The 13,036-nt window shown below is 42.8% G+C and carries 24 protein-coding genes; all 24 read left to right on the forward strand.

Going from position 1 to position 13,036, the window contains the following annotated elements; all coding sequences use genetic code 11:
- The first annotated feature begins 46 nt into the window (after positions 1 to 46).
- The 24 genes from rplB to rpsD all read left to right on the forward strand — a co-directional run bounded on the left by rplB (position 47) and on the right by rpsD (position 13,000).
- A complete protein-coding gene (gene rplB, locus CLV59_RS01015; RefSeq protein WP_111590144.1) occupies positions 47 to 880 on the forward strand; it encodes a 50S ribosomal protein L2 in 834 nt (277 codons plus the stop codon).
- Positions 881 to 948: 68 nt separating this feature from the next.
- Complete coding sequence (gene rpsS, locus CLV59_RS01020; protein WP_111590145.1) at positions 949 to 1,215, forward strand: 30S ribosomal protein S19; 267 nt, start codon at positions 949 to 951, stop codon at positions 1,213 to 1,215.
- A 45-nt stretch (positions 1,216 to 1,260) separates the two neighbouring features.
- Positions 1,261 to 1,608 carry a 50S ribosomal protein L22 gene (gene rplV, locus CLV59_RS01025; protein ID WP_111590146.1) on the forward strand — a complete coding sequence of 116 codons (348 nt, stop codon included), beginning with the start codon at positions 1,261 to 1,263 and terminating at the stop codon, positions 1,606 to 1,608.
- A 59-nt stretch (positions 1,609 to 1,667) separates the two neighbouring features.
- Positions 1,668 to 2,444 carry a 30S ribosomal protein S3 gene (gene rpsC, locus CLV59_RS01030; protein WP_111590147.1) on the forward strand — a complete coding sequence of 259 codons (777 nt, stop codon included), beginning with the start codon at positions 1,668 to 1,670 and terminating at the stop codon, positions 2,442 to 2,444.
- Positions 2,445 to 2,503: 59 nt separating this feature from the next.
- A complete protein-coding gene (gene rplP / locus CLV59_RS01035; protein ID WP_111590148.1) occupies positions 2,504 to 2,923 on the forward strand; it encodes a 50S ribosomal protein L16 in 420 nt (139 codons plus the stop codon).
- A gap of 67 nt (positions 2,924 to 2,990) precedes the next feature.
- A complete protein-coding gene (gene rpmC, locus CLV59_RS01040; protein ID WP_111590149.1) occupies positions 2,991 to 3,191 on the forward strand; it encodes a 50S ribosomal protein L29 in 201 nt (66 codons plus the stop codon).
- 59 nt (positions 3,192 to 3,250) lie between these two features.
- Positions 3,251 to 3,511, forward strand: a complete 261-nt coding sequence (gene rpsQ, locus CLV59_RS01045; RefSeq protein ID WP_111590150.1) for a 30S ribosomal protein S17 — start codon at positions 3,251 to 3,253, stop codon at positions 3,509 to 3,511.
- Positions 3,512 to 3,581: 70 nt separating this feature from the next.
- The gene (gene rplN / locus CLV59_RS01050) at positions 3,582 to 3,950 is read left to right on the forward strand and encodes a 50S ribosomal protein L14 (protein ID WP_073083202.1); all 369 of its coding nucleotides are present in this window, start codon (positions 3,582 to 3,584) and stop codon (positions 3,948 to 3,950) included.
- Between the two features lie 168 nt (positions 3,951 to 4,118).
- Complete coding sequence (rplX, locus tag CLV59_RS01055) at positions 4,119 to 4,457, forward strand: 50S ribosomal protein L24 (RefSeq protein WP_111590151.1); 339 nt, start codon at positions 4,119 to 4,121, stop codon at positions 4,455 to 4,457.
- Positions 4,457 to 5,032, forward strand: a complete 576-nt coding sequence (gene rplE, locus CLV59_RS01060) for a 50S ribosomal protein L5 (protein ID WP_111590152.1) — start codon at positions 4,457 to 4,459, stop codon at positions 5,030 to 5,032. Before rplX ends, rplE begins: the two co-directional genes overlap by 1 nt.
- Before the next feature lie 20 nt (positions 5,033 to 5,052).
- Positions 5,053 to 5,322, forward strand: coding sequence for a 30S ribosomal protein S14 (gene rpsN, locus CLV59_RS01065; protein ID WP_073083209.1), 270 nt, complete (start codon positions 5,053 to 5,055; stop codon positions 5,320 to 5,322).
- A 128-nt stretch (positions 5,323 to 5,450) separates the two neighbouring features.
- A complete protein-coding gene (rpsH, locus tag CLV59_RS01070; RefSeq protein ID WP_111590153.1) occupies positions 5,451 to 5,849 on the forward strand; it encodes a 30S ribosomal protein S8 in 399 nt (132 codons plus the stop codon).
- Between the two features lie 129 nt (positions 5,850 to 5,978).
- On the forward strand, positions 5,979 to 6,533 hold the full coding sequence (gene rplF, locus CLV59_RS01075) for a 50S ribosomal protein L6 (RefSeq protein ID WP_111590154.1): 555 nt from the start codon (positions 5,979 to 5,981) through the stop codon (positions 6,531 to 6,533).
- Positions 6,534 to 6,625: 92 nt separating this feature from the next.
- Entirely contained in the window at positions 6,626 to 6,979 is a 354-nt protein-coding gene (gene rplR / locus CLV59_RS01080) for a 50S ribosomal protein L18 (protein WP_111590155.1), read from the forward strand.
- 52 nt (positions 6,980 to 7,031) lie between these two features.
- Complete coding sequence (rpsE, locus tag CLV59_RS01085) at positions 7,032 to 7,550, forward strand: 30S ribosomal protein S5 (protein WP_111590156.1); 519 nt, start codon at positions 7,032 to 7,034, stop codon at positions 7,548 to 7,550.
- Between the two features lie 94 nt (positions 7,551 to 7,644).
- Positions 7,645 to 7,830, forward strand: coding sequence for a 50S ribosomal protein L30 (gene rpmD / locus CLV59_RS01090; RefSeq protein ID WP_111590157.1), 186 nt, complete (start codon positions 7,645 to 7,647; stop codon positions 7,828 to 7,830).
- Between the two features lie 122 nt (positions 7,831 to 7,952).
- A complete protein-coding gene (rplO, locus tag CLV59_RS01095) occupies positions 7,953 to 8,399 on the forward strand; it encodes a 50S ribosomal protein L15 (protein WP_111590158.1) in 447 nt (148 codons plus the stop codon).
- A gap of 78 nt (positions 8,400 to 8,477) precedes the next feature.
- Positions 8,478 to 9,821, forward strand: coding sequence for a preprotein translocase subunit SecY (gene secY / locus CLV59_RS01100; protein WP_111590159.1), 1,344 nt, complete (start codon positions 8,478 to 8,480; stop codon positions 9,819 to 9,821).
- A 112-nt stretch (positions 9,822 to 9,933) separates the two neighbouring features.
- A complete protein-coding gene (gene map, locus CLV59_RS01105; RefSeq protein ID WP_211323698.1) occupies positions 9,934 to 10,734 on the forward strand; it encodes a type I methionyl aminopeptidase in 801 nt (266 codons plus the stop codon).
- Between the two features lie 148 nt (positions 10,735 to 10,882).
- Entirely contained in the window at positions 10,883 to 11,101 is a 219-nt protein-coding gene (infA, locus tag CLV59_RS01110) for a translation initiation factor IF-1 (protein WP_012789309.1), read from the forward strand.
- Between the two features lie 64 nt (positions 11,102 to 11,165).
- The gene (gene rpmJ / locus CLV59_RS01115) at positions 11,166 to 11,282 is read left to right on the forward strand and encodes a 50S ribosomal protein L36 (RefSeq protein ID WP_073083232.1); all 117 of its coding nucleotides are present in this window, start codon (positions 11,166 to 11,168) and stop codon (positions 11,280 to 11,282) included.
- A gap of 62 nt (positions 11,283 to 11,344) precedes the next feature.
- On the forward strand, positions 11,345 to 11,725 hold the full coding sequence (gene rpsM, locus CLV59_RS01120) for a 30S ribosomal protein S13 (protein ID WP_111590161.1): 381 nt from the start codon (positions 11,345 to 11,347) through the stop codon (positions 11,723 to 11,725).
- Between the two features lie 112 nt (positions 11,726 to 11,837).
- Positions 11,838 to 12,239, forward strand: a complete 402-nt coding sequence (rpsK, locus tag CLV59_RS01125) for a 30S ribosomal protein S11 (protein WP_073083840.1) — start codon at positions 11,838 to 11,840, stop codon at positions 12,237 to 12,239.
- Between the two features lie 155 nt (positions 12,240 to 12,394).
- Positions 12,395 to 13,000: a 30S ribosomal protein S4 gene (rpsD, locus tag CLV59_RS01130; protein WP_111590162.1), complete on the forward strand. Its 606-nt coding sequence runs from the start codon at positions 12,395 to 12,397 to the stop codon at positions 12,998 to 13,000.
- Positions 13,001 to 13,036 lie beyond the last annotated feature (36 nt).

Raw genomic sequence — 13,036 nt, forward strand, 5'->3', positions numbered from 1 at the left:
GATTAGTAACTATAAACTATAACATTAACTTTTTAGGAAGTAAATAATGGCACTGAAGAAATTTAAACCAATGACAGCCGGTACCCGCTGGAAAATTGGCAACGCTTACGCTGAGCTGACCTCGGATACCCCTGAAAAAAGTCTCCTCGAGCCTGCTAAGAGAAGTGGCGGTAGAAATGCTCAAGGTAGAATGTCCATGCGTTACATCGGTGGTGGACACAAGAAACAATACCGTGTAATCGACTTCAAACGCGATAAACAAAATATCCCAGCTACCGTTAAAACGATCGAGTACGATCCAAACCGTAGCGCATTTATCGCACTGGTGAGCTATGCTGACGGTGAAAAACGTTACATCATTGCTCCTCAGGGTCTGCAAGTAGGTGGTACCGTTATCAGCGGTGCTGAAGTTGCTCCTGAAGTAGGTAACGCACTGTTGCTGAAAAACATGCCTCTGGGTACTGTTGTTCACAACATTGAGCTGCAGCCAGGTAGAGGTGGTGCTATCGCAAGAAGCGCCGGTGCTTATGCCCAGCTGAGCAACAAAGAAGAAAAATATGCAGTACTGAAAATGCCTTCTGGTGAGCTCCGTAAAGTGCTCAACACTTGTATGGCTACTGTAGGTACCGTTTCTAACTCCGACCACGCACTGCAATCTATCGGTAAAGCAGGTGCTAACCGTTGGAGAGGTATCCGTCCTCGTAACCGAGGCGTTGCGATGAACCCAGTAGATCACCCGATGGGTGGTGGTGAAGGTAAATCTTCAGGTGGTCACCCTAGATCTAGAACAGGTAAATATGCGAAAGGTCTGAAAACCAGAAAACCGCATAAGAGCTCTGACAAACTGATCATCAGCAGAAAGAACGGTAAAAAATTATAATATTTCGGCATTCGGATTCCGGTCCTGAAAAACCGGAATCCGAAAATGAAAATCATAAATAAATAGACATGGCTCGTTCCATAAGAAAAGGTCCTTACGTAGACCAGAAATTAGAGAATAAAGTAGAAAAGATGAATGCAGGCACCAAACGTACTGTTATCAAGACGTGGAGCCGCCGTTCTACTATCACTCCTGATTTCGTAGGCCACACTTTCGCAGTTCACAATGGCAACAAATTTATTCCTGTTTATGTAACGGAATTCATGGTAGGCCACAAACTGGGCGAATTTGCACCTACTCGTAACTTCAGAGGACACGCTAACAAGAAAATGTAATTATAGTCTGAGCAATCAGACACTAAATAATAAAAGAAATTTATAATGGAAGCAGTAGCTAAGCTGAATAATAATCCTACATCTACCCGCAAAATGCGTTTGCTGGCAGACCTGATCCGCGGTCTGGATGTGGAGAAGGCTTTGAATATTTTGAAATTCCATCCTAAGCACCCAAGCGTACCTTTAGAAAAACTGCTGGTATCTGCTATCGCTAACTGGAAAGTGAAGAATGAAGGTGCAAGGGTAGAAGACGCTAATCTGATCGTTAAAACTATCATGGTTGACGGTGGCCGTACGCTGAAAAGAATGCGCCCTGCTCCTCAAGGTAGAGGTTACAGAATCCGCAAGAGAAGTAACCACGTTACGATCGTAGTGGACGGTAAAAACGCTTAAGTGTTTCATACCAAAGAGAGAAATTAAAACTATTAAACTAATAGACAAATAACCAGAACATGGGTCAGAAAACAAATCCTATTGGTAACAGGTTAGGTATCATCAGAGGATGGGACTCTAATTGGTATGGCAGCAAAAAAGATTTTGCTACCAAACTGATCGAAGATAACAAGATCAGAACATATCTGAATGCCCGTATCAACAAAGGTGGCATCTCCAGAGTTGTGATCGAAAGAACTTTAGGTAAGTTGATTATCACTGTTCATACTTCTAAGCCTGGTATCATCATAGGTAAAGGTGGTAACGAAGTTGACCGCATCAAAGAAGAACTGAAGAAGCTGACAGGTAAAGAAGATGTTCAGATTAACATTCTGGAGATCCGTCGCCCTGAAATGGATGCAAACATCGTTGCTGAAACAATTGCTAAACAAATCGAAAGCCGTATCAACTACAAACGCGCTATCAAAATGGCAATTGCTACTGCACTGAGAATGGGTGCTGAAGGTATCAAAATCAAAGTAAGCGGACGTCTGGGTGGTGCTGAAATTGCTCGCGCTGAAGAAATGAAACAAGGTCGCGTTCCTTTGCATACTTACCGTATGGACATCGATTACGCTTCCCTGTTTGCACTGACCGTTTACGGTAAAATCGGTATCAAAGTATGGATCTGTAAAGGTGAAGTACTGGGCAAACGTGATCTGAATCCTAACGTGCTGACTGGTAAAGAAGGCGATAACCGCGGTGGCCGCGAACATGGCGATCATCACCGTGGCGGAGAAAGAAGAGAGCGTGGTGAGAGAAGAGGCGGTGAAAACCGTGGCGGTGGCCGTAGATAATATCAAACGGTACCAGACTTAAACAATTACTATTAACATTAACATTAACAATATAGACGATGTTACAGCCAAAAAGAGTGAAACATAGGAAGATGCACAAAGGTCGCATCAAAGGGAACGCTAAAAGAGGCGCTACCCTGTCCTTTGGTACTTTCGGCCTCAAAGCATTAGAACCTAAATGGATCACTGACAGACAAATCGAAGCTGCTCGTGTTGCTTTAACTAGGCACATGAAACGTGAAGGTAACGTTTGGATCCGCATTTTCCCTGACAAACCTATCACTGCTAAACCTCTCGAGGTAAGGATGGGTAAAGGTAAAGGTGCACTTGACCATTGGGCAGCAGTAGTGAAACCAGGTAGAATCTTATTCGAAGCAGACGGCGTTCCTTTACAAGTTGCTAAAGAAGCAATGGAACTCGCAGCTCAGAAACTGCCTATCAAAGTGAAATTTGTAACCAGCCGCGACTTCGTTGCGTAATCTGAGGTACACAATCTAACAAATAATCCAGTTCCCGCTAAAATGGGTACTGTTCAAATCAAATACAATGGCAAAAGAAAAGCTGGATCTGAAAAGCCTGAGCGAACAGGAGCTGAAAGAGAAAATCTCTGCTGAGCAACTGCGCTTGAAGAAAATGACATTCGGTCATGCAATTACGCCAATCGAGAATCCAATGAGCATCCGCTCCGTGAGACGCGATATCGCACGCATGAACACCGAACTGCGTAAAAGAGAACTGGGCTTCTAATCCTCCAAGCATTAGTATAACATTTATGACCTCCTCCGGGAGAGTTAAATATTTTAACAATGACGACCGAAAGAAAATTAAGAAAATCCAGGATTGGTGTGGTTTCCTCCAACAAAATGGATAAAACCATTACTGTAAAGGTGGAACGTAAAGTAAAACACCCGATCTATGGTAAATTCCTTAAAAAAACTACCAAGTTCATGGCTCATGATGAAAAGAATGAGTGCAGCATTGGCGATACCGTGAAAATCATGGAAATCCGTCCTATGTCTAAGAACAAATGCTGGAGACTGGTAGAAGTAATCGAAAAAGTAAAATAATTTATAATTGTTTCAAGCTGTGGCCAGCAATCCTGGTTTCAGCCGCTGATTAAACAACAAACTCATTACGATGATACAACAGGAATCAAGACTGAACGTAGCTGATAACTCTGGTGCTAAAGAAGTTCTTTGCATCCGCGTATTAGGTAACTCCGGTCAGGACTACGCTAAAGTAGGTGATAAAATTGTGGTAACCGTTAAGGATGCTATCCCAGGCGGTGGTGCGAAAAAAGGTATGGTTACTAAAGCCGTAATCGTAAGAACCAAAAACAAATTACGTCGTAAAGACGGTTCTTATATCCGTTTCGATGATAACGCGGTTGTACTGCTGAACAACTCAGACGAACCTCGCGGTACCCGTATTTTCGGTCCGGTTGCTCGTGAGCTCAGAGACAAGGGTTATATGAAAATTATCTCCCTGGCTCCTGAGGTGTTATAAGATATTATCGAATTTGGAATTTTGGTTTTTTCCCGTTTTTTACCGGAAAATCCCAAAATTCCATTATTTGTAAATATTTCTTATCTTTGCAGCCCGTTTGCAAGAACGAAAAAACATTTATCAAGCGAAACAGCCGTTTCGCTTGGCGTTTATAAATAAATCAAAGTAATGAAAACTAGATTTAAGCCTAAATTCAACATTAAGAAGGGCGACCTGGTTGCGGTTATTGCCGGCGATGACAAGGACAGGACCAAAGCTCGTAAAGTGCTGGAAGTTCAGCCTGACAAAGCCCGCATTATTGTAGAGGGTGTTAATATTATTACCAAGCACACTAAGCCTACTGCTCAAAATACCAAAGGTGGTATCGTTAAGCAGGAAGCTCCTATCGCTATCTCCAATGTGATGCTGTGGGATGCCAAAACTGGCGCTCCTACCCGTATCAACAAACAGAGAGAAAACGGTAAATTAGTTCGTATCGCTAAAAAATCAGGGGAGGTAATTAAATAATGGCTAACACTACATATACTCCAAGACTGCACAAAAAATACAAGGAGGAAGTTGTTGCAGCACTGATGAAGAAATTCCAGTATAAAACTGTAATGCAGGTTCCTCGCCTGGTTAAAATCTGCCTGAACCAAGGTATCAACGGTGCAGTAGGTGATAAGAAACTGGTAGACATCGCTGTGGATGAAATGACTCGCATCGCTGGTCAGAAAGCTATCCCTACCCTGTCTAAAAAGGATATCTCCAACTTCAAACTCCGTAAAAACATGCCTATCGGTGCTCGCGTTACACTGCGTGGTACTAATATGTATGACTTCCTGGATCGTCTGATCGCTGTATCCCTGCCACGTGTACGTGACTTCAAAGGTATCAACGAGAAAGCATTTGACGGCCGTGGTAACTACACTATGGGTGTTACAGAACAAATCATCTTCCCTGAAATTGATATCGATAAAGTGACCAAAATCTCTGGTATGGATATCACTTTTGTAACAACTGCTACCACCAACGAAGAAGCTTACGAGCTGCTGAAAGAAATGGGTATGCCGTTCAGGAATATGAAAAAAGATAATCAGTAAATCGAAACGATAATAAAACTATGGCAAAAGAATCCGTAAAAGCCAGACAAAGGAAAAGAGAAGCTATGGTAGCCAAATTTGCAGAAAAACGCGCTGCGTTAAAAGCTGCAGGTGACTTCGCTGCTCTGGACCAGCTGCCTAAGAACGCTTCTCCTGTTCGTCTGAAAAACAGATGCCAACTGACCGGTCGTCCTAAAGGCTACATGCGTCATTTCGGTCTCTGCAGAAACATGTTCCGCGACCTGGCACTTGCTGGTAAAATCCCTGGCGTTAGAAAAGCCAGCTGGTAAAAATTTCCCGGATGCAGCTCAAATGGCCCATTTAGGCGCCATTTTCCCTGCTTCCCTATTAGTTATTTGATTCCCATCTTATACTGATTGGATATCGCATTGTAAAACATCATCAAACTATTTAAACAATGGTTACTGATCCAATAGCAGACTTCCTGACTAGAATCCGGAACGCGCAAATGGCCACCCACAGGATCGTGGAAATTCCGGCTTCCAAGCTGAAAAAACGTATTACAGAAATTCTGTACGATAAAGGTTATATCCTGAAGTACAAATTCGAAGAAGATAACAAACAGGGCGTTATCAAAATCGCTCTGAAGTATGATCTTCAAACTAAAGAACCCGCTATCAAAGAACTGACCCGCATCAGCCGTCCAGGTCTGCGTCAGTACTCTAAACCGGAAGACTTCAAACGCGTTAAGAACGGTTTAGGTATCGCTATCATCTCTACTTCTAAAGGAGTAATGACTGATAAAGAAGCTAAAGCTCAGAACGTAGGTGGTGAGGTTGTTTGCCACATCTATTAATAAATTCTTTGTTTAGCGGTTGGTCTCCAACCGCTAAACTTACGTAGATTATCTGCCATCTAAGCTCACTATACGGCGCTGAAAACAGGTAATCGGTACTATATCTCTAACAACTTTAAACTTAAAGTTATGTCTCGTATAGGTAGAGCTCCTATCAAACTGGCTGCAGGCGTTACAGTATCTGTATCTGCAACTAACGAAGTAACCGTAAAAGGCCCTAAAGGCGAATTGAAAAAAGCCATCGATAGGGATATCAAAGTCGAAGTAGCTGACGGCGTTGTAAACGTTATCCGTCCTACTGACCAGATCCGCCACAAAGCACTGCACGGTCTGTACCGCGCACTGTTACAAAACATGGTAACTGGTGTAACTGAAGGTTATAAGAAACAACTGGAACTGGTGGGTGTGGGTTATAAAGCATCTCACTCCGGACAGTTACTGGATCTGGCCCTGGGTTACTCTCACAATATCGTATTCGAAATTCCCCAGGAACTGAAAGTTTCTACCTTAACTGAAAAAGGTCAGAACCCTAAGATCATGCTGGAAAGTATCGATAAACAATTACTTGGTCAGGTTGCCGCTAAACTCCGCAGCCTCCGTAAACCAGAGCCTTACAAAGGTAAAGGTGTACGCTACAGCGACGAAGTTGTACGTAAGAAAGCTGGTAAATCAGCAGGTAAATAAAATATTTAAGTTAGCTAATCAGCTGAAAATGGCTGGTTAGCTGATTTTAACAAGATCCCGGCAGCATCGGGGTTATAAAAAAAGAACTCACAATGAGCACAAAAGTTAACAGGAGACAGAAGATCCGTTACCGCATCCGTAAGAAAATCTCTGGTACCACTTCGGTTCCTAGATTATCTGTATTCCGCAGTAATAGCGACATCTATGTGCAACTGATCGATGATACCAACGGTACTACTCTGGCTTCAGCTTCTTCCCGTGATAAGGATATCCAGGCACAGAAAGGTACTAAATCTGAAAAATCCAAACTGGTAGGCGCTGCACTGGCTACTAAAGCTACTGCACTCGGCCTCACTACCTGCGTATTTGACAGAAGTGGTTATTTATATCATGGTCGTATCAAAGCCGTAGCTGACGGAGCAAGAGAAGGCGGTCTCCAGTTTTAATAACAGGGTCCGAATTTTTATAATTCTGAACAAGTAATTCTTATAAAATAAAATGGCAAAGAATTCATTCAATAAAGTAAAAGCCGGTGACCTGGAACTGAAAGAGAAAGTTGTGGCGATCAACCGTGTTACTAAAACCACCAAAGGCGGTCGTACTTTCAGTTTCTCCGCACTGGTAGTTGTAGGTAACGAGAACGGCGTGGTAGGTCATGGTCTCGGTAAAGCTAAAGAAGTACAACAGGCTATCACTAAAGGTATAGACGATGCTAAAAAGAACCTGATTAAAGTTCCTGTTATGCATGGTACTATTCCTCATGATCAGTTCGCTAAAGAAGGCGCTGCCAAAGTACTGATCAAACCTGCCGCTCATGGTACTGGTGTGATCGCTGGTGGTTCTATGCGTGCTGTGCTGGAAAGCGCTGGCGTTACTGACGTACTGGCTAAATCTTTAGGTTCTGCTAACCCACACAACGTGGTAAAAGCTACTTTCAAAGCCCTGGGTCTCCTGCGTGAGCCAGTTAGCATAGCTAAAACCAGAACTGTTTCTCTGAAGAAAGTATTCAACGGTTAATCTGTTCTCCGAAAGGAGAACCGGTTTAACCCGGAGAATATCAGAACATATTTTATTAACAATTAAATTACTCCGCTTCAGCGGATAGGGATTTATGGCAAAGATCAAGATCACTCAGGTGAAAAGTGGTATCGACCGTCCTGAAAGGCAGAAACTGACCTTGAAGGCTCTGGGACTGAACAAAATGCACGCTTCTGTAGAAGTTGAGGCTACTCCTCAGATCCTGGGTATGGTTACCAAAGTGAACCATCTGGTTAAAGTTGAGCAGGTAAACGGTTAATTTCGTAACACTGCTGTGGGATTGTCTGTTGATAATCTTACATTTACATTTGCAACTTTACTATAGATATTTTACATTTAAAGCGAGCGGTTAATTTCCGCGTAAGTAAAAAAAATTGAATTATGAATCTGCATTCTTTACAGCCTGCAAAAGGCTCCGTACATAAAGAGAAACGTCTGGGTCGTGGTGAGGCTTCCGGTAAAGGTGGTACCTCCACAAAAGGTAACAAAGGTATTCAATCTCGCGCTGGTTACTCCAGCAAGAGAGGCTTCGAAGGAGGTCAGATGCCAATCCAGCGCCGTATGCCTAAACGTGGCTTCAAAAATAACAACCGCGAAGAATACCAAATCTTCAACCTGGGCCAGATGGACCAATTAGTTGAAAAATATGGTCTGCAGGAATTTAACCTGGATACCCTGTTCATGAATGGTCTGATCAACAGAACTGCTAAAGTTAAGATCCTGGCTAACGGTGAACTGAAAGGTAAGGTGACTGTTAAAGTGAACGCTATCAGCGAAAAAGCTAAACAGGCCATCGAAAGTGCAGGTGGTTCAGTAGAACTGGTATAAGACTTTACGACTGAGGAGACGCCTACGGAGTAGTGCGTCTTTTCATATTTAATAGCGCTATTAAACCTTTATCTTCCTGTGAAGAAATTTATCGAAACGATTAAGAATATCTGGAGTATTGAGGATCTGCGTAACCGCATCTTAACCACCCTGCTCCTGGTCCTCATCTACCGTGTAGGATCTTATATTACGTTACCTGGTATCGATGCCAACGCCCTCTCCAACTTTTCCAAGAGTTCAAACCAGGGGATTCTGGGGCTGTTTAATATGTTTGCGGGTGGATCGTTTTCAAGAGCTTCCATCTTCGCGTTAGGTATTATGCCTTACATTTCTGCGTCTATTGCTATTCAATTGTTAACTATAGCAGTACCATATTTCCAAAAATTGCAGAAAGAAGGAGAAAGCGGCCGCAAAAAGATCAACCAATACACCCGTATTCTCACAGTTATAGTAACTGGATTCCAGGCAAGCGCCTATGTTGCTTACCTGCGTAACCAGTCCGGTGGCGCTATTATTCCTGAATATGGCACCTTCTTCTTCTGGTTGTCTACTACCATTGTCCTCACAGCAGGTACTATGTTTGTGATGTGGCTGGGTGAGAAAATCACAGATAAAGGTATCGGTAATGGTACTTCCATCATCATCATGATGGGTATCCTTGCTCGTCTGCCTCAGGCTATCATTGCCGAATTCTCTACGAAAGTAGAAGGCGGTGGCGGTGGTCCTATCCTCTTCCTGATTGAGATCGCTATCTTCATCCTGATTACGGTAGGATTGATTCTGCTGGTACAAGGTACCCGCAAAATACCGGTTAACTACGCAAAACGAATTGTAGGTAATAAACAATATGGTGGCGTACGCCAGTTCATCCCACTGAAAGTGAATGCAGCCGGTGTAATGCCGATCATCTTCGCTCAGGCTATTATGTTTATTCCTGCGACCGTTATCGGTTTCGCGACTTCTTCAGAAAGCGCTTCCGGCTTTGTTCGTATCTTCTCTGATCATACTAACAGCTGGTATAACCTGATCTACGGTGTCTTAGTGATTGTATTTACTTATTTCTATACTGCGTTAATCTTCAACCCGACCCAAATGGCGGATGAAATGAAACGCAACAACGGTTTCATCCCTGGCGTTAAACCAGGTACAGCTACTGCTGATTATATCGGCGCTGTTATGGACCGTATTACCCTGCCTGGTGCATTCTTCCTGGCACTGGTAGGTATCCTGCCAGGTGTAGCTGCTGCATTCAGAATTAACAGTAACTTTGCTACCTTCTTCGGAGGTACTTCCCTCCTGATTATGGTGGGTGTTATCCTGGATACACTGCAACAGATCGAAAGCCAGCTCCTCATGCGCCACTACGATGGTCTGATGAGCACCGGCCGTATCAAAGGCAGAACTGCTCCGGCAAACGCATAAGCATTATGCTGCCCTCAGGGCATTAGAAATAAACATAGCCACAGAAGCATAAACCCAAGATTTATGCTTTGGTGGCTATGTTATTTAACTGTCAGGTAAGAAAAAGATTGTTATGATTCATTATAAGACAAAAGAAGAGATCGAACTCATCCGTAAAAGTGCCCTGTTATTGAGCGCTGCCCTGGCGGAAGTGGCTAAGTCCATCAAACCCGGGATGACTACTCTGGATGTAGACGCGGTGGCTGACAGATACATTGTTGAAAACGGAGGAACGCCTTCTTTTAAAAATTACAAAGGTTTCCCTGCTGCTTGCTGCATCTCCGTAAACGAGGCAGTAGTACACGGAATTCCGAACAAATACGTACTGAAAGACGGCGATATCATTACCGTAGATTGCGGTGTGTATATGAATGGCTTTCATGCCGACAGCGCCTACACCTTCGCCATCGGAAACGTTGCGGAGAATGTATTGCGACTGATGGGCGCCACTAAAGCATCTCTTTACAAAGGCATTGAGAAAGCTATAGTAGGTAACCGTATCGGCGATATCTCCTACGCGATCCAGGAATATACGGAGAAAGACAGGGGATATGGTGTGGTAAGGGAACTGGTAGGTCATGGCCTCGGTCGTAACCTGCACGAAGATCCACAAGTACCCAACTATGGTAAACGTGGTAGCGGACCGGTAATGAAAGAAGGTCTGGTGATTGCCATTGAGCCAATGATTAACCTGCGTTCCAAAGACGTAGAATACCTGGAAGATGGCTGGACAGTAGTGACGAGAGACAACAGTCCTTCTGTACATTTCGAGCACACGGTTGCAGTAGGGAAGGGAAAAGCGGATATTTTGTCCAATTATACCGACATCGAAAGAGAGGAGAAAAACAATCCGGAATTGAATACAAACTATTAATTATAAGGGAGCTATCCATTTATAATTAATCATATTTAAAGGCGAAGAGGCAGGAATTAATATAAACCGGCAATAATATTAAGAATAATCCGGGGAAATTTTTCTAATTCAAAAGATAAATGCTATCTTTGCAGTCCTAAAAATTTTTATGGCAAAACAGGCACTCATTAAGCAGGATGGAATAATATTAGAAGCCTTATCGAACGCTATGTTCCGTGTAAAACTGGAGAATGGGCATGAGATTCTGGCCACCATTTCTGGAAAGATGAGAATGCACTACATCCGCATTCTGCCAGGAGATAAGGTGGGGGTTGAGATGAGCCCATACGATTTATCGAGAGGCCGTATAATTTTCAGATACAAGTAAGAGATTGGTATTTGTCGGGCTGGAAACTACAATTTAAAATATAACCTTTTATAAATAAATAATCATGAAGGTAAGAGCTGCAATCAAAAAAAGAAGTGCGGATTGTAAAATAGTTCGTAGAAAAGGTGTTCTGTTGGTAATCAACAAAAAGAACCCTCGCTTCAAACAACGTCAGGGTTAATTTCTGGAACTTGACGGAATTTGATTTTTTAATCAGAATCATATAAAATCTAAAATAGAAATATGGCACGTATAGCCGGTATAGATCTTCCTAAAAATAAAAGAGGAGAAATTGGCCTCACCTATATTTTCGGTATAGGCCGTTCTACCGCCCAATATATCCTGAACAAGGCGGAAATTGATGTAAGTAAAAAAGTGAAGGATTGGAATGACGATGATCAAGCTGCCATCCGTAACATTATCAACGCTGAATTTAAGGTTGAGGGTCAGCTGCGTTCCGAAGTACAAATGAATATCAAGCGTCTGCTGGATATCGCTTGCTACCGTGGTCTGCGTCACAGGAAAGGCTTACCGGTGAGAGGTCAGCGTACACGTACTAACAGCCGTACTCGTAAGGGTAAACGTAAGACAGTAGCTGGTAAGAAAAAAGCAACTAAGAAATAATAAATAAAATCCCAGGTTGAAATCCCGAATTCCGAGTTCAGGGGGTTTCAATTGACAGAGATAGTCGTGTTAATTTGGGATCTGGATTTCATATTTGGAATTTAATATAATTATGGCAAAAGCAACTAATACAAAAACTGCTGCTAATAAAAAGAGGGTAGTAAAAGTAGATAACTACGGAGATGTTCATATCTCTGCTAGCTTTAACAATATCATTGTAAGCATCACCAACAAACACGGTCAGGTTATCTCCTGGTCTTCTGCTGGTAAAATGGGCTTCAGAGGTTCTAAAAAGAACACTCCATATGCAGCTCAGCTGGCTGCACAGGATGCTGCTAAAGTTGCTATGGACGCCGGTCTGAAAAGAGCAGACGTATTTGTAAAAGGCCCGGGTGCTGGTCGTGAGAGCGCTATCCGTGCGATTGCAAATTCTGGTATCGAAGTGAGCATGATTAAAGACGTTACTCCTTTACCACACAACGGTTGCCGTCCTCCTAAGAAAAGAAGAGTATAGGAATATATAATTACAGATTCCAGATACTGGTCAGGATACAACTGACTGGTGTCTGGACTTTGTAGTTTATTATTATAAAATGGGTGTATGATCAGGTTTTTAGATTTTTTGAAGAGCATACATCATTAACTAAAAAATCTTTATTATATTCAATTATGGCAAGGTACACAGGACCAAAGACCAAAATTTCCAGAATTTTTGGTGAACCCATTCTCGGCAATGGCAAGTATTTAGGTAAGAACAGCAACCCTCCAGGTCAGCATGGCGCAAACCGCAAACGTAAACAGTTAGGTGAATACGCTCTGCAGCTGAGAGAAAAACAAAAAGCAAAATACACTTATGGTGTTCTGGAGCGTCAGTTCCGCAACCTGTTTGACGAAGCTAACCGTAGAAAAGGTGTAACTGGTGAGGTATTGATTAAATTACTGGAAGCTCGTCTGGACAACACTGTGTTCCGTCTGGGTATCGCGCCTTCCCGCCCTGCTGCTCGTCAGCTCGTGTCTCACAAACACATCACCGTTAACGGTATCATCGTTAACACTCCATCTTTCCAACTGAAACCAGGAGACATCGTTTCCGTGAAAAACAAAACCGCAAACAATACCGCTTTAACCAGCGTTATCCGTGGTAAAAATCCAAAATTCAGCTGGTTGGATTGGAACGAGAAAGAAATGAAAGGTACTTTCATTGCTTATCCTGAGAGAGAGAGCGTTCCTGAGAATATCAAGGAACAACTGATTGTGGAATTGTATTCTAAGTAATAAAGAGTAGTCCATGGCCATGGTCATGGACTAATT

Source organism: Chitinophaga dinghuensis, assembly GCF_003259435.1.
Classification (GTDB): Bacteria; Bacteroidota; Bacteroidia; order Chitinophagales; family Chitinophagaceae; genus Chitinophaga; species Chitinophaga dinghuensis.

Bases quoted from the DNA above. Each gene is read 5' to 3' on its own strand.
- rplB (WP_111590144.1), top strand. From the start codon at position 47: ATGGCACTGAAGAAATTTAAACCAATGACAGCCGGTACCCGCTGGAAA.
- rpsS (WP_111590145.1), top strand. From the start codon at position 949: ATGGCTCGTTCCATAAGAAAAGGTCCTTACGTAGACCAGAAATTAGAG.
- rplV (WP_111590146.1), top strand. From the start codon at position 1,261: ATGGAAGCAGTAGCTAAGCTGAATAATAATCCTACATCTACCCGCAAA.
- rpsC (WP_111590147.1), top strand. From the start codon at position 1,668: ATGGGTCAGAAAACAAATCCTATTGGTAACAGGTTAGGTATCATCAGA.
- rplP (WP_111590148.1), top strand. From the start codon at position 2,504: ATGTTACAGCCAAAAAGAGTGAAACATAGGAAGATGCACAAAGGTCGC.
- rpmC (WP_111590149.1), top strand. From the start codon at position 2,991: ATGGCAAAAGAAAAGCTGGATCTGAAAAGCCTGAGCGAACAGGAGCTG.
- rpsQ (WP_111590150.1), top strand. From the start codon at position 3,251: ATGACGACCGAAAGAAAATTAAGAAAATCCAGGATTGGTGTGGTTTCC.
- rplN (WP_073083202.1), top strand. From the start codon at position 3,582: ATGATACAACAGGAATCAAGACTGAACGTAGCTGATAACTCTGGTGCT.
- rplX (WP_111590151.1), top strand. From the start codon at position 4,119: ATGAAAACTAGATTTAAGCCTAAATTCAACATTAAGAAGGGCGACCTG.
- rplE (WP_111590152.1), top strand. From the start codon at position 4,457: ATGGCTAACACTACATATACTCCAAGACTGCACAAAAAATACAAGGAG.
- rpsN (WP_073083209.1), top strand. From the start codon at position 5,053: ATGGCAAAAGAATCCGTAAAAGCCAGACAAAGGAAAAGAGAAGCTATG.
- rpsH (WP_111590153.1), top strand. From the start codon at position 5,451: ATGGTTACTGATCCAATAGCAGACTTCCTGACTAGAATCCGGAACGCG.
- rplF (WP_111590154.1), top strand. From the start codon at position 5,979: ATGTCTCGTATAGGTAGAGCTCCTATCAAACTGGCTGCAGGCGTTACA.
- rplR (WP_111590155.1), top strand. From the start codon at position 6,626: ATGAGCACAAAAGTTAACAGGAGACAGAAGATCCGTTACCGCATCCGT.
- rpsE (WP_111590156.1), top strand. From the start codon at position 7,032: ATGGCAAAGAATTCATTCAATAAAGTAAAAGCCGGTGACCTGGAACTG.
- rpmD (WP_111590157.1), top strand. From the start codon at position 7,645: ATGGCAAAGATCAAGATCACTCAGGTGAAAAGTGGTATCGACCGTCCT.
- rplO (WP_111590158.1), top strand. From the start codon at position 7,953: ATGAATCTGCATTCTTTACAGCCTGCAAAAGGCTCCGTACATAAAGAG.
- map (WP_211323698.1), top strand. From the start codon at position 9,934: ATGATTCATTATAAGACAAAAGAAGAGATCGAACTCATCCGTAAAAGT.
- infA (WP_012789309.1), top strand. From the start codon at position 10,883: ATGGCAAAACAGGCACTCATTAAGCAGGATGGAATAATATTAGAAGCC.
- rpmJ (WP_073083232.1), top strand. From the start codon at position 11,166: ATGAAGGTAAGAGCTGCAATCAAAAAAAGAAGTGCGGATTGTAAAATA.
- rpsM (WP_111590161.1), top strand. From the start codon at position 11,345: ATGGCACGTATAGCCGGTATAGATCTTCCTAAAAATAAAAGAGGAGAA.
- rpsK (WP_073083840.1), top strand. From the start codon at position 11,838: ATGGCAAAAGCAACTAATACAAAAACTGCTGCTAATAAAAAGAGGGTA.
- rpsD (WP_111590162.1), top strand. From the start codon at position 12,395: ATGGCAAGGTACACAGGACCAAAGACCAAAATTTCCAGAATTTTTGGT.